Origin of the sequence: Paractinoplanes globisporus DSM 43857, assembly GCF_000379645.1 — a bacterium.
GTDB lineage: Bacteria > Actinomycetota > Actinomycetes > Mycobacteriales > Micromonosporaceae > Actinoplanes > Actinoplanes globisporus.
On sequence record NZ_KB903340.1, the window covers coordinates 1 to 21299 of the forward strand.

Annotated in this window: 15 protein-coding genes and 1 pseudogene; 8 read left to right on the top strand and 8 right to left on the bottom strand. The window is 71.6% G+C overall.

Annotated features, from left to right (window positions below; genetic code table 11):
• Window positions 1–1236 (bottom strand): annotated as a pseudogene (locus A3CQ_RS63845) (hypothetical protein); the annotation flags it as partial.
• A gap of 175 nt (window positions 1237–1411) precedes the next feature.
• The gene (locus A3CQ_RS56180) at window positions 1412–2443 is read right to left on the bottom strand and encodes a hypothetical protein (protein WP_020517332.1); all 1032 of its coding nucleotides are present in this window, start codon (window positions 2441–2443) and stop codon (window positions 1412–1414) included.
• Between the two features lie 414 nt (window positions 2444–2857).
• On the opposite strand from A3CQ_RS56180, the gene A3CQ_RS61890 reads away from it, so the two are divergent.
• Window positions 2858–3028, top strand: a complete 171-nt coding sequence (locus A3CQ_RS61890; protein ID WP_020517333.1) for a hypothetical protein — start codon at window positions 2858–2860, stop codon at window positions 3026–3028.
• Window positions 3029–3082: 54 nt separating this feature from the next.
• On the opposite strand, the gene clpB is transcribed toward A3CQ_RS61890, so the two are convergent.
• Complete coding sequence (clpB, locus tag A3CQ_RS0143890; RefSeq protein ID WP_020517334.1) at window positions 3083–5671, bottom strand: ATP-dependent chaperone ClpB; 2589 nt, start codon at window positions 5669–5671, stop codon at window positions 3083–3085.
• Between the two features lie 146 nt (window positions 5672–5817).
• On the opposite strand from clpB, the gene A3CQ_RS0143895 reads away from it, so the two are divergent.
• The 4 genes from A3CQ_RS0143895 to A3CQ_RS0143910 all read left to right on the top strand — a co-directional run bounded on the left by A3CQ_RS0143895 (window position 5818) and on the right by A3CQ_RS0143910 (window position 9390).
• On the top strand, window positions 5818–7029 hold the full coding sequence (locus A3CQ_RS0143895; RefSeq protein ID WP_020517335.1) for a sugar efflux transporter: 1212 nt from the start codon (window positions 5818–5820) through the stop codon (window positions 7027–7029).
• Between the two features lie 60 nt (window positions 7030–7089).
• Window positions 7090–7587, top strand: a complete 498-nt coding sequence (locus A3CQ_RS0143900) for a cation:proton antiporter regulatory subunit (RefSeq protein WP_026206863.1) — start codon at window positions 7090–7092, stop codon at window positions 7585–7587.
• A gap of 9 nt (window positions 7588–7596) precedes the next feature.
• A complete protein-coding gene (locus A3CQ_RS0143905; RefSeq protein ID WP_020517337.1) occupies window positions 7597–8805 on the top strand; it encodes a cation:proton antiporter in 1209 nt (402 codons plus the stop codon).
• 141 nt (window positions 8806–8946) lie between these two features.
• On the top strand, window positions 8947–9390 hold the full coding sequence (locus A3CQ_RS0143910) for a hypothetical protein (RefSeq protein ID WP_026206864.1): 444 nt from the start codon (window positions 8947–8949) through the stop codon (window positions 9388–9390).
• A gap of 40 nt (window positions 9391–9430) precedes the next feature.
• On the opposite strand, the gene A3CQ_RS0143915 is transcribed toward A3CQ_RS0143910, so the two are convergent.
• From A3CQ_RS0143915 to dnaK, 5 genes are all read right to left on the bottom strand, one after another.
• Window positions 9431–10528, bottom strand: coding sequence for an FAD-dependent oxidoreductase (locus tag A3CQ_RS0143915; protein ID WP_020517339.1), 1098 nt, complete (start codon window positions 10526–10528; stop codon window positions 9431–9433).
• A 138-nt stretch (window positions 10529–10666) separates the two neighbouring features.
• A complete protein-coding gene (locus A3CQ_RS0143920) occupies window positions 10667–11101 on the bottom strand; it encodes a heat shock protein transcriptional repressor HspR (RefSeq protein ID WP_020517340.1) in 435 nt (144 codons plus the stop codon).
• A 37-nt stretch (window positions 11102–11138) separates the two neighbouring features.
• On the bottom strand, window positions 11139–12332 hold the full coding sequence (gene dnaJ, locus A3CQ_RS0143925) for a molecular chaperone DnaJ (protein ID WP_026206865.1): 1194 nt from the start codon (window positions 12330–12332) through the stop codon (window positions 11139–11141).
• A 67-nt stretch (window positions 12333–12399) separates the two neighbouring features.
• The gene (gene grpE / locus A3CQ_RS0143930) at window positions 12400–13038 is read right to left on the bottom strand and encodes a nucleotide exchange factor GrpE (RefSeq protein WP_020517342.1); all 639 of its coding nucleotides are present in this window, start codon (window positions 13036–13038) and stop codon (window positions 12400–12402) included.
• A complete protein-coding gene (gene dnaK, locus A3CQ_RS0143935; protein ID WP_020517343.1) occupies window positions 13035–14915 on the bottom strand; it encodes a molecular chaperone DnaK in 1881 nt (626 codons plus the stop codon). Before dnaK ends, grpE begins: the two co-directional genes overlap by 4 nt.
• A gap of 363 nt (window positions 14916–15278) precedes the next feature.
• Between dnaK and A3CQ_RS0143940 the strand changes: the two genes are divergently transcribed.
• The 3 genes from A3CQ_RS0143940 to A3CQ_RS0143950 are packed head-to-tail and all read left to right on the top strand — an operon-like array spanning window position 15279 to window position 20174.
• On the top strand, window positions 15279–17252 hold the full coding sequence (locus A3CQ_RS0143940; RefSeq protein ID WP_020517344.1) for a GTPase domain-containing protein: 1974 nt from the start codon (window positions 15279–15281) through the stop codon (window positions 17250–17252).
• Window positions 17249–18931 (top strand): GTPase, encoded by a 1683-nt coding sequence (locus A3CQ_RS0143945; RefSeq protein ID WP_051115533.1) that lies wholly within the window; start codon window positions 17249–17251, stop codon window positions 18929–18931. The genes A3CQ_RS0143940 and A3CQ_RS0143945 overlap by 4 nt, the downstream gene beginning before the upstream one ends.
• 34 nt (window positions 18932–18965) lie before the next feature.
• Window positions 18966–20174 carry a hypothetical protein gene (locus A3CQ_RS0143950; RefSeq protein ID WP_020517346.1) on the top strand — a complete coding sequence of 403 codons (1209 nt, stop codon included), beginning with the start codon at window positions 18966–18968 and terminating at the stop codon, window positions 20172–20174.
• Window positions 20175–21299 lie beyond the last annotated feature (1125 nt).

Consider the following 21299-nt stretch of genomic DNA (forward strand, 5'->3'; position numbering starts at 1 on the left):
CTGCGGGATCGCGGCGGACCCGGACTGCAGGGCCGCGGCGGACCCGGCCTGCGGGATCGCGGCGGACCCGGACTGCAGGGTCGCGGCGGACCCGGACTGCAGCGCCGCTGCGGACTCGGCCTGCGGTGCCGCGGCGGACTCGGCCTGCGGTGCCGGGGCGGACTCGACCTGTTGTGCCGGAGCGGGCGCGGGCGGTCGTGCCCACTCCGAGGCGACATCGTGACCGGCCGCCGGCGCGACTGGATACCCGGGCCCGGTGGGGCCGGCCGGGTAGCCACCCGGGCCGGGCGGATAACCCGGGGCACCCGGATAGCCGGGGCCGGGGCCTGCCGGGGCGCCTCCGGGGCCGTAGGCACCAGGCTGAGGGCCGTAGTACCCATGGGCCGGCGGCATCGCCCACGGGCCATAGGAGGGCGGCGGACCATAGGCGCCCGGCGCGCCCGGAACGGGCGGTTGGGCCGGCGGAGGACCGTAAGGGCCAGGGGCGGACGGCGCAGCGGGTGGCGCGGAGGCCGGAACCGGGGCCGGCGGCGCGGACGACGGGTAGCCGGGTGCCTGCCCATAGCCCGGTGAGGCCGGGTACCCGCCCGAATAGGGAGCGCCGTACCGCGGCAGGTGGCCGATGGGCGCGGCCTCCGGGGACGCGGGCCGGCGGAAGAACACCTTGGGCGCGGCGAGGATGAGGACGGCCACCAGGGCGTACGCGACGATCTGGGCGGCGGCAAGAGTGACGTTCACGCCCAGCCATCCGCCGGGATAGGCCTGGGAGAGCAGCTCCCCCACGGAACCGGCCGTGGCGTCACCGCCGCGCTCGGCGGCCACCGTGAGGAGGGTGCCCACGCCCGCGAGAGCGCCGACGGCGCAGATGACCAGGGTCGTGATCCGGGCCGTATTGCTGCCGCGGCGCAGCGCGATGCCGAGCACCAGGTAGAGCGCGAACAGAATCACCCCGAGCGCGAGCGCCACCGCCGCGCCGAGCCAGACGACCACGACGTAATCGTTCGGATCGGTGCCGCCCCAGAGCTGCTCGAACCGGCCGGCCGCCCCGTCCGTGGCATCCCGGAAGCGGCTGACCGTGCTGGGCACGACCGCGATCGTCACGATCGCGTAGACCAGTCCGACCGCCGCCATGACCCAGAGCAGGACGGCGGCCAGCGACACGACTGGCGGCCGCCCGGCGGGCGCGGTCGGCGCGATGGCCGGTGCGGTAGCCGGCGGCAGCGTTGGGTACGACATCGACGACCCCCAAAGGTGATCTGTTGCGCCCGAACCTACCCGCGCCGCTCCCTGATCGCGGGGGAACCCACCCCATCTCGCCCCGCCCGCCGTCGATCGCGAACGGAACCTCCGCGGACAGCGAGACGCCCCGCCTCACCCGTGACGGGCGCGGCGGGGCGTCGAAGCGAGCAGGTCAGGCCTGGTCGGAAGGCGGCTTCTCCTCCGAAGGCGGCGGGGTGGTGGACGGACTGGACGAGGGCGGCGGCGTCTGCTGCTGCGCCGGGTAGGTCGGCAGGCCCGACGGCGGCGGCCCCAGGTAGGTGGTCGGGTCGTTCGCCTGCTCCCCCGCCGACAGGTTGGTGGTGGGCTCCCCGGCCGACAGGTTCGTGGTCGGCTCGGCATCCTGGCCCGGGTAGGGCGGCAGCCCAGCCCCCGGCGGAGGAGCGGAAGCCGGAGGGCCGTAAGCCGGAGGAGCGGAGGTCTGGGGAGCCGGAGGCTGAGGACCAGGCGGCTGACCGGGATACGACGGCAGACCAGGCGCGGGCTGCCCGGGCTGGCCCTGCTGCCCGTACGGGCTGGGCTGCCCGTAAGCCGGATACCCCGGCTGCTGCTGCTGCGGCGGCGGATACGGCGACTGCTGCGGCGGATACACCGGCTGACCGGGCGCCGGGTAGCCCGGGTAGGCCACCGACCCCTCCCAGCCCGCCGCCGGCTTGCGGAAGAACGCGTTCGACGCCGGCAGCGCCAGCAGGATGATCGTCGTCAGGATCGCGATCAGGGTGATCACCGTGATCGTGACGCTCACCGACTGATACCAGGACGGGTACGCGTCGCTCAGCCGGGCCTGGATCTCGGCCTGGGTGGGCGCGCCCGCGGTACGGGTGGAGGAGTCGTCCAGCGAGCCGGCGATGGCGTTGCCGCCCAGCCCGGCGCCGACGCAGCAGAGCGAGATGCCACCCACCACCCAGGTGATGATGCGGGACGGGTTCTTGCCGCGGGCGTTGAGCAGGCCCAGCACCACGAAACCGGCCGCGAGCAGCAGGTTGATCACGGCGCCGACCGAGTAGGCGACCGAGACGATGGTGCCGCCGTCGTTGTTCAGCGAAGTGTTCGCGTACAGGTCGTTGAGGGCGTCTTTGACTTTGCCCAGCGTGGCGAAGACGAGGATCGCGTTGATCACCTCGAGTGCAGCCACCAGGTAGAGCAGGTAGGAAGCGACCGTCACGATCGTCGGCCGCGACCTTGAGGCGGGCGCTGGATACCCGGGCGCCGAATAGCTCGGAACGGTCACGTTTCCCCCATTCTTGATCCACTCACGGTATCGAGGTTTGGCCACATTCGCGACCGCGCTGCGCGCGTCGTCCCGCTATGGCAACATCTGCCGACGATGGCTGAAATATCCGGAAATTGGTCGCCGGTTCGGGGGGCGACACGGCGCGATCGAGCGCCCTAGACTGTCCCATCGTGGCGCCCGCTGAGCAGCAGAGACCTCCGGCAGCGCCCCCTGCCCGCGCGAGTCGCCCGCTCCGCCACCTGATCGCCGGGGCCGAGGCAGACCGCATCCGGGCGCCAAACCCATTAGGCCGGCCGCGTGACCACACCGCGGCCGCCCCAGACCTGTTAAGGACCGGTGAGTCCCATGCCCCACGCAGACACCCTGACCGTCGTTCACCATGACGACACCCGGACCCGATTCAAAGACGTCCGGTATCAACTGCACCGCGACGGCATCCGGATCTGGTCGGCGGAGGGCGAGCACATCGTCACCGACGTACTCATGACGGAGGCTTACCGCCGCCGCGAGAAGTAAGCAAAGGTAAGTGGCCCCCGGGGAACATCCCCGGGGGCCACTTTGCGACAGACGTCAGCCTCGCGAAACCGAAAGACCCTCCTTGGCCCCACCATGATCGACGATCACGGTGTCGCCGTCCCGGATCTCGCCCGCGAGCAGCGCCTTGGCCAGCGAGTCCCCGATCGCCGACTGCACGAGCCGCCGCAGCGGCCGGGCGCCGTAGATCGGGTCGTACCCGTGCTCGCCCAGCCAGTCGATCGCGGCCGGCGTGACCTCGAGCCGCAACCGGCGGTCGGCCAGGCGGGCGCGCAGCCGCCCGATCTGGATGTCCACGATCGCCGACAGATCTTCCTTGGTGAGCGCGTGGAACACGACGATGTCGTCGAGCCGGTTGAGGAACTCCGGCTTGAAGTGCGCCCGCACCACCGCGAGCACCTCGTCCCGCCGCTCCTCGTCGCCCATCGTGAAGTCCGCCGCCTGAGAGCCCAGGTTTGACGTCAACACCAAGATCGCGTTGCGGAAGTCGACCGTGCGGCCCTGCCCGTCGGTGAGCCGCCCGTCGTCGAGCACCTGCAGCAGCACGTCGAAGACGTCCGGATGGGCCTTCTCGACCTCGTCGAGCAGCACCACGCTGTACGGCCGACGCCGCACCGCCTCGGTCAGCTGCCCGCCCTCCTCGTAGCCGACATACCCCGGAGGGGCGCCCAAGAGCCGCGCGACGGAGTGCTTCTCGCCGTACTCGCTCATGTCGATGCGGACCATGGCCCGCTCGTCGTCGAAGAGGAACCCGGCCAGCGCCTTGGCCAGCTCGGTCTTGCCCACGCCGGTCGGGCCGAGGAACAGGAAGCTGCCGGTGGGCCGGTCGGGGTCGGCGATGCCGGCCCGCGCCCGGCGGACGGCGCCGGCCACCGCGGCCACCGCTTCCCGCTGGCCGATGACCTTGGACTGGAGGACCTCGTCCATGCGCAGCAGCTTGGTTGTCTCGCCCTCCATCATCCGGCCGGCCGGGATGCCGGTCCACGAGGAGATGACCTCGGCGATGTCGTCGGCGCCGACCTCCTCCTTGACCATCGGAGGCTCGACCTTCTCCTCCTCGTCGGCCGCGGCGGCGGACGCCAGCTCCTGCTCCAGGGCCGGGATCTCCTGGTACTGAAGCCGGGACGCCTTCTCCCACTCGGCATCGCGCTGCGCCCGTTCGAGCTCGGCGCGGGACGAGTCGAGTCGCTTCTTGAGCTCGCCGACCCGGTTGAGGCCGCCGCGCTCCCGTTCCCACCGGGCGTTGAGTGCGGTGAGCTCCTCCTCGCGGTCGGCCAGGTCGCGCTCGAGCCGAGCCAGCCGGTCGCGGGAGGCCGGGTCGGTCTCCTTCTCCAGCGCGAGCTTCTCGACGCGCATCCGGTCGACCGTGCGCTGCAGCTGGTCGAGCTCGACCGGCCGGGAGTCGATCTCCATGCGGAGCCGGGAGGCGGCCTCGTCGATCAGGTCGATCGCCTTGTCCGGCAGGAACCGGTCGCTGATGTACCGGTCGGACAACGAGGCGGCCGCGACCAGCGCCGCATCGGTGATCTGCACCCGGTGGTGCGCTTCGTACCGCCCCTTGAGGCCGCGCAGGATGCCGATCGTGTCCTCGACCGTCGGCTCGCCGACCACGACCGGCTGGAAGCGCCGCTCGAGAGCCGGGTCCTTCTCGATGTGCTCGCGGTACTCGTCGAGCGTCGTGGCGCCGACCATCCGCAGCTCGCCGCGGGCCAGCATCGGCTTGAGCATGTTGCCGGCGTCCATCGAGCCCTCGCCCTTGCCGGCGCCGACCACGGTGTGCAGCTCGTCGAGGAACGTGACGACCTGCCCGTTCGAGCCGCGGATCTCGTCGAGGACGCTCTTCAGCCGCTCCTCGAACTGGCCGCGGTACTGCGCGCCTGCCACCATGGCGCCCAGGTCGAGCGAGACCAGCTTCTTGTCGCGCAGGGTCTCGGGCACGTCGCCGGCCACGATCCGCTGGGCGAGGCCCTCGACGATCGCGGTCTTGCCGACGCCGGGCTCGCCGATCAGCACCGGGTTGTTCTTGGTACGGCGGGAGAGCACCTGGATGACCCGGCGGATCTCGGAATCCCGGCCGATCACCGGGTCGATCTTGCCGTCGCGGGCCTGGGCGGTGAGGTCGACGCTGTACTTCTCCAGCGCCTGGTAGGTCTGCTCGCCGTCGGCGGTGGTGACCCGGCGCTCGCCGCCGCGCACCTGGGGAAACGCCGCGACCAGCGATTCCTCGGTGGCGCCGACGCCCTTGAGCTGACGGCCGACCGCCCCGCCGACCCGGGCCAGGCCGGCCAGCAGGTGCTCGGTCGACACGTACTCGTCGCCGAGCGGCTGGGCGATGAGCTCGGCCTCGCCGATGGCGTTGACGAACTCACGAGACAACGAAGGCTCGGCGGTGCTGGCGCCGCGGGCCGAGGGGATCTGCTCGATGGCGCGCACCGCGGCCCGCCGGACGTCGGCCGGGTTGGCGCCGACGGCTCGCAGCAGCGCCGGCGCGGTGGAGCCGCCGGTATCGAGCAGCGAGAGCAGCAGGTGCCACGGTTCGACGGTGGCGTGCCCGCGACGGCCCGCGTCGGCGACCGCGCCCGTGATGACGTCGCGGCTCTTGGTGGTCAAACGTTCGGCGTTCATCTGCTCCCCTGATCGGAAGACTTGAGCGAGTTCCACTCAACTCTAAGAGCCTAGGACCACCTCGACAACGTCACCCCTCAAACCACCGTGACGGTCGACACCAACACTTCCGGTCGGCCCCCCGTTCCGCCGTAACGTAACGAATCATGGCCGTACCACCCCTGACCCGCCGGCTTGTCCCTCTCTCCCTCGTCTTCATCGTGGTTGGCCTGGCAACCTCCTTCGTCGGGCCGTACCTCGCGCTCTTCCTCACCGAGGGCGTGCACGCCGGTCCGGTCCGCACCACGGCCTTCCTGATCGTCACGCCGCTCGCCGGCGTTGCGGTGTCCTCGCTGATCGGCCGCGTCTCCGATCGCCGTCCGATCCGCCGGCAGCTGCTCATCACGGCAGCGCTGGCCGGTGCAGCCGGAACCGGCCTCACGGCCGTACTCAGAAACTACTGGGCGGTCCTTGCGGTCACCGTCACGCTCACCGCGATCGCCGGGTCACTCTTTCCCCAGAGCTTCGCGTACGCCCGGCAGGTCCTCCAGCGAAAGGATCCGGCTCGCGCCGCTTTCGGCATCAGCGCGCTCCGCACCCTCTTCTCCGCCGCCTGGGTCGGTGGTCCCCCGCTGGCCGCGCTGATCCTGGCCGCGCACGGATTCGGCTGGACCTACGGGCTGGCCGGCGCCCTCTACCTGCTCGGCGCGCTGCTGGTCGTGCTGTTGCTGCCGAAGGTCCCCGGCCCGGTCACGGCCACGGCCGAGGTGGAGTCGCACGGTCGCGTGGCCAACCCGGTCGCGCTCTTCCTGATCATCGCGAGCTTCACCCTCGTCACCACCGCCTCCACGCTGAACGTCCAGGCCATGTCCCTGTTCGTCCAGAACGATCTCGGCGGCACGATCGGTCAGGCCGGCCTGATCCTGGGCATCTGCGCCGCGCTGGAGATCCCGATGATGCTGGTGCTCGGCGCGCTGACCACCCGCATCCCGGTCCGCCGGCTGATCTACGTGGGCGTGGTCTGTGCGGTCGCCTACCACGCGGTCGCGGCCTCGGCGACGCACGTCTGGATGCTGGCCGCCGCGCAGCTGCTCCAAGCCATGGTCATCTCGACCGTGGGCGCGCTGAGCATCTCGTACGTCCAGGACCTGATGCCCGCGCATCCCGGCCGGGCCACCACCATGGTCACGAACACGTTCCCGATCGGCCAGGTCGTGGCCGCACCGCTGTTCGGCCTGGCGCAGCACTTCGACTTCCGCCTCGCGTACGCCTTCAACCTGGGCCTCTGCGTGATCGGCCTGCTCCTGCTGATCGCCAGCGGCCGGGTGCGCACCGCGCCGCGGCTCGTCCACCGGGAGCCCGCGATTTCTCCCGCATAACTCGGGCATAACACCCATAGTGGAAGGGTGCCTCGCGAATCGTCCAGTACGGTGGCAGGCGTGCGCGTACGGGTGGAACAGACTCCGCTGCCGGGGATCGGGGTCCGGCATGACCTGGTCACCTCCTCGGGCCGCACGGTCGGCGTGGTCTCGCACCGCAACGGCCGCCGCGACCTCGTCCTCTACGACGTGGACGACCCCGACTCGTGTCTCGCGTCCATCCCGCTCACCGACGGCGAGGCCGAGGCGCTCGCCAACGTTCTCGGCGCGTCGCTGATGCTCGGCCAGCTCGCCGGCCTGCGCCAGCAGGCCGCGGGCCTGCTCACCGAGCAGATCGCGCTGCCGGCCGGCTCGCCGTTCGTGGGCCGCCGCCTGGGCGACACCCGCGCCCGCACCCGTACGAGCGCGTCGATCGTGGCCGTGCTGCGCGACCGCGAGGTGATCGCCTCGCCCGGCCCGTCGTTCGTCTTCGAGGCCAACGATGTGGTCGTCACCGTCGGCACCCGCGAGGGCCTGGACGGCGTGACCGCCATCCTGGCCGGCGACACCGACGACTAGGTAGGGCGCGTGCACAGTACGACGACTCTCCTGATCGAGGTCGGCGCGCTGCTCTTCGCGCTCGGCATGCTGGGCCGGCTGGGTCGTACGGTCGGACTCTCACCCATCCCGCTCTACCTGCTCGCCGGCCTCGCATTCGGCCACGGCGGGATCGTCCCGCTCTCCGCGAGCGAGGAGTTCATCCAGGTCGGCGCCGAGATCGGCGTGATCCTGCTGCTGGTCATGCTCGGCCTGGAGTACTCGGCGGCCGAGCTGGTCGGCAACCTGCGCGCGGCCGCCCCGGCCGGGGTGATCGACGCGCTGCTCAACACGCTGCCCGGGGCCGGCTTCGCGTTCCTGCTCGGCTGGGACTGGCGGGCCGCCCTCGTGCTGGCCGGCATCACCTGGGTCTCCTCGTCGGGAGTGATCGCCAAGGTGCTCGCCGACCTGGGCCGCCTCGGCAACCGGGAGACTCCGGTGATCCTCTCGGTGCTGGTCATCGAGGACCTCGCGATGGCCTTCTATCTACCGCTCGTCACCGCGGTGCTGGCCGGGGTGGGCCTGGCCGGCGGGGCCAAGGCCCTCGCGGTCGCGGTGGTCACGGTGATCGCGGTCCTCGTGGTGGCGATCCGCTACGGCAGCACGATCAGCAAGTTCATCTCGGTGCAGGACGGCGAGGCGCTCCTGCTCAGCGTGCTCGGCCTGACCCTGTTCGTGGCCGGGGTGGCCGCCGAGCTCAAGGTCTCGGCCGCGGTCGGCGCCTTCCTGGTCGGCATCGCGCTCTCCGGACCGGTGGCCCACCACGCCACCGAGATGCTGTCGCCGCTGCGTGACCTGTTCGCCGCGGTTTTCTTCGTGTTCTTCGGCCTCTCCACCGACCCCGCCGACATGCCGCCGGTGCTGCTGCCGGCGCTCGGCCTGGCCGTTCTGACCATGTCGACCAAGGTGCTCACCGGCTATCTCGCGGCCCGGCGCGCGGCCATCGCCCTGCCCGGCCGGATGCGCGCGGGCGTGGCGCTGGTGCCGCGCGGCGAGTTCTCGGTGGTGATCGCCGGCCTCGCGGTGGCCTCCGGCGTCGAGCCGCGACTCGCGCCGCTCGCGACCGCCTACGTATTGATCACCGTGGTCGCGGGGCCGCTCGTCGCGCGCGTGCCCGATTACCAGTGGTTCAAGAAGATTGTCCGGCGCAGGATGGCCGTCCGCCGACCGCCCGCCAACCCTCTTCCCGCAGGTGAATGAGGTGGCAACCGGCAAGACTGCTCAATGCTACTGACCAGTATCCGATTGTGACCCTCCAGCACTTCCGAAATAACCTTTCGGCGCGCTAGCGTTCGGCCTCGACAAGTGTGTGTTATCCGGACTTTACGGCGGGGCGGCGGCGTGGCAGTGCGTGAGTCGACTTTCTATGGGTTTGCGAACCCGGTCGATCCTCGGCCGGAGGAGCTGCAGGGCTGGGCCTACCACCCGGAGTCCGTCCCGTTGGACGCGATGCCCCCCGACTGGGATCTTCTGATCGCCGGCGACGTCCTGGCGCCCACCCTCTTCGAACTGGCGATGGACAGGCAATGCCCCGCGCGCCGCTTCGCGCAGCACTGCATGTACATCTACGCCGCCGACGGTGTCCGCCAAAACGCCACCAACCAGCGCAAACGCCGCCTCAAGAAGTACGTGGAACGCGCCGAGGAGGTCGGCGACGAGCCGATGTCCATCTGGGCACACAACTGCCGGGTCCTGATGAGCCGCCCCGAGATCTTCGACTACTCCGACTGGATCGAGGGCGGCCTGGTCCGCCACCCCCGCCGCCTGGGCATGTTCCGCCGCTGACCCACCAGCCCCACCCCGCCGCGCTCGGCGGGACCGGTGATCAGCCGGCCGCGAAGGACTGGAACAGGTCGGCGAGCCGCCGCGCGCCGTTCGGCTTGAACAGCTCGACGAGGTTCGCCGTCGAGTCCGCGGCCGCGGCCCGGGCCCGCGGGAACATCGCCGCCTCATAGATGCCCAGCGCCGCCTCGACGTCCCCGGGGTGCTCGATGATCGCCTGCGCCAGTTCCGCGCCGTCCTGCATCGCCAGGTTGGCGCCCTCGCCGGCGAACGGCGACATCAGATGGGCGGCGTCACCGATCAGCGTCACCCCGGGCTTCCGCGCCCACCGATGCCCGACCGGCAGGGCATAGATCGGCCGCGGCACCAGCGCGCCCTCGCTCTCGGCGACGATCGCGCGCAGGTCGGGGTGCCAATCCGCGAAATACCCGGCCAGCTCGTCCCGGCTGATTTCTCCCGTCGCCCAGTCGGCCGGCTTCTTCAGCGCGACGTAGGCGCAGATCTCGTCGCCCGGCTCGCGGTGCGCCAGGATGCCCCGCTCGTCGTCGAGAGCGAAGAGCATGCCGTTCCCACAGACCTCGGCGAGATGCGGGTACCGCGCCACCGCGTCCGGGATCCGGATCTCGACGAACGACAGTCCCAGGTAGCCAGGCTGGTCGGCGGAGAGCAGCGGCCGGACCCGTGACCAGGCCCCGTCGGCCCCCACGAGCAGCTCGGTCACCTCGCGACGCCCGTCCTCGAAGGTCAGCTCGTGCCCGCCGTCGACCGGCCGCACCCCGACGACCCGCGAGCCCCACCGCACGATCCCCTCGGGCAGCGAGTGAAGCAGCAGATCACGCAGCACCCCACGCTCGATCTCGGGCCGCTCGCCGTTGCCGGCCCGGTCGAGCAGCACGGTTGCCTGCTTGTCGAGAACACGCGTGGCGTCCCCTCCTTCGAGCACGTGCCGCTCGAAGGACTCGAACAGCCCGGCGGCCCGCAGTGCCATCTGCCCCGACTCCTTGTGCATGTCGAGCATGCCGCCCTGATGCCGGGCGTGCGGCGACACGTCGAGGTCGTAGACGGCCGCCTCCACCCCGTGCCGCTCGAGCACCTTGGCCAGGGTCAGCCCGCCCAGTCCCGCTCCGACAATCGTGATCATCACCGTGCTCCTCCGTCTTGGGGGCCGCCGTTCGGCGCTTCGCCCGAGGTCCAGGCTACACGAACACGTTCGTCGCGAACACGTTCGGCGGATCACAAAGAAAAGAGCCCTCGACGTGCGAGGGCTCTTTCGAAGGCGTTACTTGTCGGCGGCTCGGCGGGGGCGCCAGACCACGAGCGCCGTGGACGGACGCTCCTGCCGGACGAGGTCGCGGCCCGAGTACGGGCTCTCCATCTGGGCTATCCGCGTGTACGCCTCCTCGAGCCGGGACTCCAGCTCGTGCAGGCGCTGCTGGAGGTCGCCGACCAGCTGCTCGAGGCCGATGATCCGCTTGATGCCGGCCAGGTTGACGCCATCCTCCTGGCTCAGCCGCTGCACCTCGCGCAGCAGGGCGACGTCACGCTCGCTGTAGCGACGGCCGCCGCCCCCTGCTCGGCCGGGCTGAACCAGCCCGAGCCGGTCGTACTGGCGCAAGGTCTGTGGGTGCATGCCGGCCATCCGCGCGGCCACCGAAATGATCAGAATCTTCGCGTCGGAGGCCTGCTCCACCGAGATGTTGATCTCTTCATACATGTGCCACCTCCCGATCACGCTCCTCTACGAACACGGTTTAACCGCTCTTGCGCACGCGCGCTTCGAGCCGTTCCCGCCCGGCCGGCGGGGTGAGTTTCGCGAAGCGCTCCAGCGCGTCCCGCGCTTCCCCCGTGACGCCGTCCGGCACCTGCACGTCGACCGTGACGATCAGGTCGCCGGGCGGCCCGCTCTTACGGGCCACGCCCTTGCCCCGGGCCCGCAGCTTGCGCCCGCTCGGCGTGCCGGGCGGCACCCGCATCGTGACCGGGCCGTCCAGCGTGGGCACCCGCAGGTCGGCGCCGAGCACCGCCTCGGCGATGCTGATCGGCAGGGTCAGCGTGAGGTCGTCCCCGCTGCGCCCGAACAATTCATCCGGCCGTACGGCGACCTGTACGTACAGATCGCCGGCCGGGCCACCCCGGTCGCCGGGCTCGCCGCGGCCGGTGAGCCGGATGCGCTGCCCGTCGGCCACGCCCGCCGGGAAGCGGACGTTGATCGTGCGGGTCTTGGTGACCCCGCCCGTGCCGCGGCACTCGGGGCATTTCTCCTCGACGATCGTCCCCGCGCCCTGGCACTCGCGGCACGGCTCAGAAAAGCTGAACGAGCCCTGGTTCCGCGAGATCAGGCCGCTGCCGTGGCAATGCGGGCAGGTACGCGGCGTGGTGCCGGGCTTGGCGCCGCTGCCGTGGCAGGTGTCGCACTCGCCGGCCGATCGCAGCGTCAGCGGCAGCGTCGTGCCGCGGACCGCCTGGGTGAAGTCGAGAGTCACCTCGGTCTCCACGTCGCGCCCGCGGCGGGGGCCGCGCCGGGCGGCGCCGCCACCCGGACCCCCACCCGAGAAGATCGAGCTGAAGATGTCGGAGAAGCCGGCGCCGCCGAAACGCCGGTCACCCGCGCCGCCCGCGGCGCCCGCGTTGGAGAACCCGCCGAACAGGTCGGACGGGTCGAACTGCCCGCCGGTGCCCGACCGCGCCCCGCGCCGGAACGCGCCCGAGCCGAACAGCGAGCGCATCTCGTCGTACTCTTTGCGCTTCTTGTCGTCCGAGAGCACGTCGTACGCCTCGGACGCGGCCTTGAACTTCTCCTCGGCCTCCCGGTTGTCCGGGTTGCGGTCGGGATGCAGGTCGCGGGCGAGCTTGCGGTACGCCTTCTTGATCTCGTCGGTTGAGGCGGACTTGTTCACGCCCAGCACGGCGTAGAAGTCCTTCTCGAGCCAGTCCTTCGAGCTCATCTCGTCCACCTCCTCCTAGGGGTAGTCCCGCCCACCACAGTGCGGTGGGCGGGACGGGCCTGTGAGATCACTCCGGGTCGGCCACCGCGACCAGGGCGGGCCGCAGCAGCCGCTCGCCCAGGGTGTAGCCCCGGCGCATGACCTCGACACAGGTCGGCTCCGTGACGTCGGCGGACGTCTGGTGCGCGACCGCCTCGTGGCGGTTGGGGTCGAACGGGTCGCCCTTCTCGCCGAAGGCGGTGAGCCCGAGCTTGCCGGTCACCGCGGTGAGCGATTCCGCCACCGAGGCGAACGGCCCGACCAGGTCGCCGTGCTCGCGGGCGCGGTCGATGTCGTCGAGCACCGGGAGCAGCGCGGTCAGCACCGCTCCCGTGGTGAGCTCGGCGGCGGCCGCCCGGTCCCGGTCGACCCGCTTGCGGTAGTTGGCGTACTCGGCGGTGATGCGCTGCAGGTCGTGCGTGCGCTCGTCGAGCTCGCCGCGCAACGCCTCCAGCTCGGCGCCGAGGGCGGGCTGCTTGGCCGCGTCGTCGGTGACCACGGCGCCCTCCTCCGGCTCAGCGGCGCGGTGCGCACCGCCCGAGGCCTTTTCCTTGACCTCGGCGGTGGCCTTCGCCTTAGTCTCGCCCTTCGGGTCTATCTTGCGGCGGTCCCGGATGACGACCCGCTCGGTCGCCTGACCGTCGTTCTCGTCGTCCGCGGCAGTCACTTCTTGTCGTCCTCCACGATCTCGGCGTCGACCACGTCGTCGCCACCACCAGCGTTGGGGCCGGCACCGGTCGCACCACCGGGAGCGCCACCGGGCGCCTCCTGCGTGCCGTCGGCGCCGCCGGTCGCGGCCTGCGTGCCGTCACCCTGCGAGTAGAGCAGCGAGCCGGCCTCCTGGGAGACCTGCGAGAGGTGCTCGTGGGCCGCCTTGATCTTGTCGATGTCCGAGCCGCCGAGCGCGCCACGCAGCTCGCCGAGCGCCTCGCCGATCTTGGACTTGCTCTCCTCGGGCAGCTTGTCGCCGCTCTCGGCCAGGAACTTCTCGGTCTGCCACTGCAGCTGCTCGGCCAGGTTGCGGGTCTCCGCGTCCTCGCGGCGCTTCTTGTCCTCGTCCGCGTGGTCCTGAGCGTCGCGCATCATGCGCTCGATGTCGTCCTTCGGCAGCGCGGAGCCGCCGGTGATCGTCATCTTCTGCTCCTTGCCCGTGCCCAGGTCCTTGGCGGACACGTGCACGATGCCGTTCGCGTCGATGTCGAACGAGACCTCGATCTGCGGGACGCCGCGGGGAGCCGGCGCGATGCCGCTGAGCTCGAAGGTGCCGAGCTTCTTGTTGTACGCCGCCATCTCGCGCTCGCCCTGGAAGACCTGGATGAGCACGGAGGGCTGGTTGTCGTCGGCGGTGGTGTAGACCTCGGAGCGGTGCGCCGGGATCGTCGTGTTCCGCTCGACGAGCTTGTGCATGATGCCGCCCTTGGTCTCGATGCCCAGCGACAGCGGGGTGACATCGAGCAGCAGGACGTCCTTGACCTCGCCCTTGAGCACGCCGGCCTGCAGCGCGGCGCCCACGGCGACGACCTCGTCGGGGTTGACGCCCTTGTTGGGCTCCTTGCCGGTCATGCTCTTGACCAGGTCGGCGACGGCCGGCATACGGGTCGAGCCGCCGACCAGGATGACGTGGTCGACGTCGGAAAGCTTGACGTCGGCGTCCTTGATCGCGGACTCGAACGGACCCTTGCAGCGGTCGAGCAGGTCCTGCGTCATGCGCTGGAACTCGGCCCGGGACAGCGACATGTCCAGGTGCAGCGGGCCGTCGGGGCCGGCCGTGATGTACGGCAGGTTGATGCTGGTGGTGGTCGCGGCGGACAGCTCGATCTTCGCCTTTTCCGCGGCCTCGCGCAGACGCTGCAGGGCCATCTTGTCGGCGCCCAGGTCGATGCCGTGCTCACCGCGGAAGGTCTTGACCAGGTGGTCGATGATCCGCTGGTCCCAGTCGTCGCCGCCCAGGTGGTTGTCGCCGGAGGTCGACTTGACCTCGATGACGCCGTCGCCGAGCTCGAGCAGCGAGACGTCGAAGGTGCCGCCGCCGAGGTCGAAGACCAGGACGGTCTGCTCCTTCGAGCCCTTGTCGAGGCCGTAGGCGAGAGCCGCGGCGGTGGGCTCGTTCACGATCCGCAGGACGTTCAGACCCGCGATCTCGCCAGCCTCCTTGGTGGCCTGGCGCTGCGCGTCGTTGAAGTAGGCCGGGACGGTGATGACCGCGTCCGTGACCTGCTCGCCGAGGTACGCCTCGGAGTCGCGCTTGAGCTTCATGAGCACCCGCGCCGAGATCTCCTGCGGGGTGTACTTCTTGCCGTCGATGTCGATCGACCAGTTGGTGCCGATCTCCCGCTTGACCGAGCGGATCGTCCGGTCGGGGTTCGTCACCGCCTGGCGCTTGGCGACCTCGCCGACGAGCACCTCACCGTTGCGGGCGAAGGCGACGATGGACGGGGTCGTCCGGGAGCCCTCCGCGTTGGCGATGACGGTGGGCTCGCCTCCTTCCAGAACGCTGACGCAGGAGTTCGTGGTGCCGAGGTCGATGCCGACCGCACGTGCCATGGTGTTCCTCGCTTCTTACTGAGCCCAGGACTATTCAGGCAATTCCAAGGTTGAGTGGAACCGACTCAATGATGCCACGGGCCCGCCAACCGTCAAATCCAAGTTGAGCCAACTCGGCGCAAGGGCGTCCGCCGCCAGCACTTCGGTAGATACCTGTCCGGTCACGGCATACCGGCACCTGTTGTCCTGCATGCATAGATCGGGCACTCTTTACCCGTGACGACGCACGGTGACGCGGTCGGTCCATCGGCCCTATCCGCCGTGGACGCCGCAACGCAAGAGCCTGCCGGATCGGACGAGAATGGCCTGACGAGCACGGTTTCGACCGACGCCGGGAACAACTCTGATCCTACGGAAGCCGTCGTGTCCCGTCAGCCACATCTCGATCCTGACGACGAACCGTCGCCGTCCGACGACGACGTGATCGCTGAGAGTGACCGGGAATCCAAGATCGAGTTATCGGCGGAGCCCGTCGAGCCCGTCGATAACCAGCCGGTAAGCGAGAATTCACCCGCTCCCGGGAGCGGGCCGGACGAGCCGCCGACGGCCCCCGATGAGACGACGATCACGCCGATCGCCGAGCGCCCGACAACGGCCCTGGTGCCGGTGATCGCGGAACCGCCGGCCGCGGTCGGGCACCTCGCCACCGCCCTGAGCCGGCTGCGTGCGGCGATCGGTGGCACCGCGTACCCCCTGGTCATGCCCTCGGCCGAGGAGGCCCGCCGGGTCGGCGCCGCGCTCGTGTCCCAGCTCGACGACTATCTGCTGCCGCGTCTCGCCCGGCTGGACGCCCCGCTGCTGGTGGTGGTCGGCGGCTCCACCGGCGCCGGCAAGTCGACCCTGGTCAACAGCCTGGTGCGGGCGCCGGTCAGCGCGGCCGGCGTGCTGCGGCCGACCACCCGCTCGCCGGTGCTGGTCAGCAACCCGTCCGACCAGGCCTGGTTCCGCCAGGGTCAGTTGCTGCCGGGTCTGGTCCGCACCCACGAGTCGAGCTCCGATCCCCGTACGCTCCAGATCGTCTCGGCCCCCGGTCTCGGCGCCGGGCTCGCGTTCCTCGACGCGCCCGACATCGACTCGGTGGTCGAGGGCAACCGGCGGCTCGCCGCGCAGCTGCTGGCCGCGGCCGACCTCTGGCTGTTCGTCACCACCGCCGCCCGGTACGCCGACAACGTGCCGTGGGAGCTGCTGACCACCGCCCGGCTGCGCGGCACCGTGATCGCGCTGGTGCTCGACCGCGTACCGGCCGAGGCCACCGGCGAGGTGACCGCCCACCTGCGGGAGATGCTGGCCGCGCGCAACCTCGGCGCCGCCCCGCTGTTCGTGCTGCCCGAGACGACGCTGGACGGCCAGGGCCTGATCGCCGAGGACGTGATCGGCCCGCTGCACGACTGGTTCGGCCAGCTCGCGGCCGACGCCACCGCCCGCTCGGCCGTGGTGCGCCAGACGCTGGACGGCGCGCTCGCCGCCCTCGGCCCCGCGGTCGCCGGCCTCGCCGACGCCGCCGAGGAGCAGGCCGTGGCCGCTCACGCGCTCGACGAGCGGGTCACCGTCGCCTACCGCACCGCCCGGCAGACCGTGGTCGAGGGGCTGCGCGACGGCCGGCTGCTGCGCGGCGAGGTCCTCGCCCGCTGGCAGGAATTCGTCGGCACCGGCGAGTTCATGCGCACCCTGGAGAACAAGGTGGGCCTGCTCCGCGACCGGTTCGTCTCCGCGATCACCGGCCGCCCGCTGCCCGGGCGCAACCTGCAGACCGCCCTCGAGTCGCAGTTGGTCACGCTCCTACGCGGGGTCGCGACCGACGCCGCCGAGCAGGCGTACTCGGCCTGGCAGGCGCACCCGGCCGGCGCCGCGCTGCTCGTTCCCGACCTGCAGCGCGCCTCGGCCGACCTGCCCCAGCGCGCCGACCGGCTCGTCCGTGACTGGCAGCAATGGGTGCTCGGCCTGGTGCGCGAGCAGAGCGCGGAGAAAAGAGTGGTGGCGCGGGGCGCGGCCTACGCGGTCAACGGCGCCGGGCTGGCCGTTATGATCGCCGTCTTCACCTCGACCGCCTTCATCCCCACGGGGCTGGAGGTCGCGGCCGGCGTCGGCACCACCGTCGCCGCCCAGAAGGTGCTCGAGGCCGTCTTCGGCGACCAGGCGATCCGCGGGCTGGCCAACCGGGCCCGGGAGGACCTGCTGTTCCGGGTCGGCGAGCTGCTCGACGCCGAGGCGGCCCGGTACACCGACCGCACCTCGGCGATCGGGCTCGACCTGGAGCCCGCCGCCGGCCTGCGCCACGCCGCGGTCGACGTGGAGGACGCCCGGGCCGAACTCGCGTTGACGGGGAGCGCGACATGAGTTTGATTGAAAAGGTGCGTGGGGCTCTGACCGGAGTGGACGGCCGGGTGGACGCCGAGGAACTGGTACAGCGCCTGGAATCGCTGGCCAAGTTCCTCCGCCTGGTGGATCCGTACCTTCCGGACGCCGACCTGGTCGCCGCGCACACGCTGGTCGAGCGGGCCGGCAACCGGCTCTCGCTCTCCCGCGACCACACCGTGGTGGCGCTCGCGGGCAGCACCGGCAGCGGCAAGTCCAGTCTGTTCAACGCGCTGGCCCGGCTGAAGCTCTCGCCGGTCGGGGTGCGCCGGCCGACCACGGGCGCCGCGCACGCGTGCGTCTGGGGACCGCTCGAGCCGGCCAACCAGCTGCTCGACTGGATCGGGGTGCTGCCCCGGCAGAGGTTCATCCGGGAAAGCGCCCTCGACGGCGACGACGAGGCCGCCCTGCGCGGGCTGGTCCTGCTCGACCTGCCCGACTTCGACTCGATCGAGCGCAGCCACCGCCTCGAGGTCGACCGGCTGCTCGGCCTCGTCGACCAGGTGGTCTGGGTGGTCGACCCGCAGAAGTACGGCGACCGGATCCTGCACCAGGCCTATCTCTCCCAGTTCCGGGAGCACGCGGGCGTCACGATCGTGGTGCTCAACCAGGCCGACCGGCTGTCCACCGGCGACACCGAGGTCGTCCTGGCCGACCTGCGCCGCCTGCTCGAGGAGGACGGCCTCCCCAGCGCGCCGGTCCTGGCCACCTCGGCCAAGCAGCCCGGCATGCTGCAGGAGCTGCGCGAGACCCTGGAAAAGACGGTCGCCGACCGGCAGGCCGCGCTGCGCCGCCTCGCCGGTGATCTGCAGGCCGTGAGCGAGCCGCTGACCGTGATGATCGGACCGCCGGCCGCCGAGGACGAGGTCGACCGGGCCACCGTCCGGCAGCTGTCCGACGCGCTGGCCGCCTCGGCCGGGGTGGGCGCGGTCGCCGACGCGACCGCCGGGTCGTACCGCCACCGCGCCGCGGCCTCCACCGGCTGGCCGATCGTGCGCGGGCTGCGCCGCCTGCGGCCCGACCCGCTGCGCCGGCTGCACCTGGCCGAGAAGCCGTCCACCGACGCGGTCTCCACCGACATCGTGCCGCGCACCTCGGTGCCCGAGGCGGACGCCGCGCAGAAATCGGCGGTCGGCCTCACGGTGCGCGCCGTCGCCGCCCGAGCGGCCGCGCCGCTGCCGGCCGTCTGGGCGCCGGCGCTGACCAACGCGGCCCGCTCCCGTGTCGACGATCTGCCCGACGCGCTCGACCGGGCGGTGGCGAAAACTGACCTTGGCGCCGGCCGTACGCCGCTCTGGTGGCGCGGTGTCGGTGTGCTGCAGTGGCTGCTGATCGCGGCGGCCGTGGCCGGCATCGGCTGGCTGCTCGCCGGTTACGCGGTGCGGGTTCTCGGCCTCCCCGAGGTGCACTACCCCAAGGTCGGTGCGGTGCCGCTGCCCACGTTGTTCCTGCTCGGCGGGGTCGTGGCCGGCCTGTTGCTCTGGCTTGCGCTCAAGCCGATCGTGAACTGGGGCGCCCGCCGCGCCCGGGTCAAGGCCGAGCAACGACTGCGCGCCTCGATCACCGAGGTGGCGAGGGAATATGTCGTGGCGCCGGTGCGCGAGGTCCTCAACGCGTACGCACAGGCCCGGGAGGCGTTGACGACCGTTCGTTCGGAGTAGTCTCCGGCGGTCGCCATGCCGGTACTCTCGCGATATGCCGGCATCATCGAGTCCGTTCGAGGCGGTTCTGCACGCGGCCCGCGACGTAGCGAAACTCGACTGCGCCCTGGATGCCGAGATGCTGGGAACCGCTCTTCTTGGCAGTGTCTACTCGGTGGCCGAGGCCGACCGGGCCGCGGCCGTGCGCGTCTTCGTCGGCGAGTTCCTCTCCGCGACCACCCGCCGGCGCACCGCGGCGGCCACGACCATCCGCGAGGTCTTCGCGACGCTGGTGCCCGACGCCGCGGGTGCGGCTCAGGTCCGGCGGGGCGCGCAAGCTCCGTCGTGGGTCGAGCAACTAGGCCGCGTACGCCCCACCGGCTGCTATGCGTACGGCGATGTCTATGGAGACCAGACGTCCTATCTGGTCACCTTCGCCTACGAGAACGCGGACGGCGGCCCCGAGCACGCGGTCGTTGCCCTGGTCGACCACAACATCGGCATCACCAAGGACGTGTTCGTGGGCTCGTCGGCCGAGCGCATCCTCCAGCAGGTGCGCGAGATGTGCGCCGAGGACGAGCTGACCTGGTTCCGCGAGGAAGATCCGGGCCGCGTACGCGACGAGGTCGACCGCCACCTGGCGATCACCGACGGCCTGGGCTCGCTGCCGGCCGAGGGCTCGCTCGCCACCGACCGGGCGCTCGCGGCCGCCCGCCTCGCGCTGCTGCCGGCTGGGAACACGCCACCCCTCGACGAGCCGGCCTACCCGAGCCACACCGACCTGGCCCGCGACTTCCTGGCCGGCCCCGAGGCGGCCCGGTTCGGCCTCGACCAGGTGAGCGACGACGCCGAGCTGGCCTCCCTGCATTTCTGCGTGAGCCTGCTGCTCGACCACGCCGCGACGCTGCCGGGCGGCGACCCGTTGCGGTGGAGCCCCGCGGTGGCCGGGCTGTTCCTGCTCGACTGGGTGCACCGGCGCGCGGTGCTCGACATGGACGACGCCGCGATGCTGCCCCGGGTGACCCGGGCCTGGTCGGCGTACACGGCTCGCCGCCGCAACCTGCCCGAGGCGGCGGCCACCCAGACCGGCGACATGGTCGAGGAGATGATCCCCGAGTTCGCCCGGCTCTACGCGACCGGCGAGCGGCGCAGCCCGGCCACCGCCGCGGTGGCCCAGCTGATCTCGGAGGGCGTCGACCCCGACGACCACGAGGCGATCGAGGCCTGGCTCGACGCCAACCGCCACCGCCTAGACGAGCCGTAAGTCGTCCGGCTTACCAGCGGCCGGTGAGGTCGTCGGTCGACTCGGCGTGGTGGCGGCCGACGCGGGAGCTGCGAAGCTGAGCCTGCGTGTCCTCGGCGTGGTGCAGGCTGCCGGCCCGGTGGCTGCCGCGGTACGGGCGGTCCCCCTGGTTGTCCTCGGTGCGCGCCTCGGGGATCAGCCGGCGGTTGGTGAGGCCGCTCGGCGTATAGCTGCGATCGAGGATCCTGGCGGCTCGGATGTTGTGCGGGCGTTCGGCCACGGCTGACCTCCGGCGGTGCTCGGACCGGTCGTCGCTCGACCGGTTGCTGACGGTGGAGTGGGCACACTGGTGATCGCCCGACGTATCCGATAAATCGGGCGCGGACGGAATATCGGCAAGGTCGCCGCTCCCGGCAAGGCTGTGCCCCCGCCCGGCCACGCCATCGCTGCCCCCGGCGAGGCCGTCACTGCCCCCGGCCAGGCCGTTGCTACCCCGGGCGAGGCCGCCGCTACCCCCGGCCAGGCCGTTGCTACCCCGGGCGAGGCCGNCGCTACCCCCGGCCAGGCCGTCGCTGCCCCGGGCGAGGCCGTCACTGCCCCCGGCCAGGCCGTCGCTGCCCCCGGCGAGGCCGTCGCTACCCCCGGCCAGGCCGTTGCTACCCCGGGCGAGGCCGTCACTGCCCCCGACGAGGCCGTCACTGCCCCCGGCAGAGCCGTAGCGCTGCCTGGCAGAGCCGTAGTCGTGCCTGGCAAAGCCGTCGTCGTCCGCGAGATCGGCCGGGTCCGTTATGCGGACGGGCCCGGAATCGTGCCGGGCGGAGTGCGGGGCCGAGCCATGCGGGACCGAGCCATGCGGGACCGAGCCATGCGGGGTCGAATCGTGCGCGGGCGAATCGTGCGCGGGCGAATCGTGCGCGGACGAGTCCTGCCGGGCCGAGCGGCCCCGGACGGCGGGCAGATCCGGAAGAGCGGGCATTCCGGGCAACGCTGGAAAGGCGGCCATCGACGGCGGCTCCGTCGGCAGACCGGAGCGCGGCGGGGTCACACGTCGATCGGAAACGGTCCTCTTCTGCGGTTGGGCCGCGTGCTTCCCTCCGTACGGGAAAGGGCGGCGCATGCCGGCCTCGCCGAGGAGGCGACCGGCCC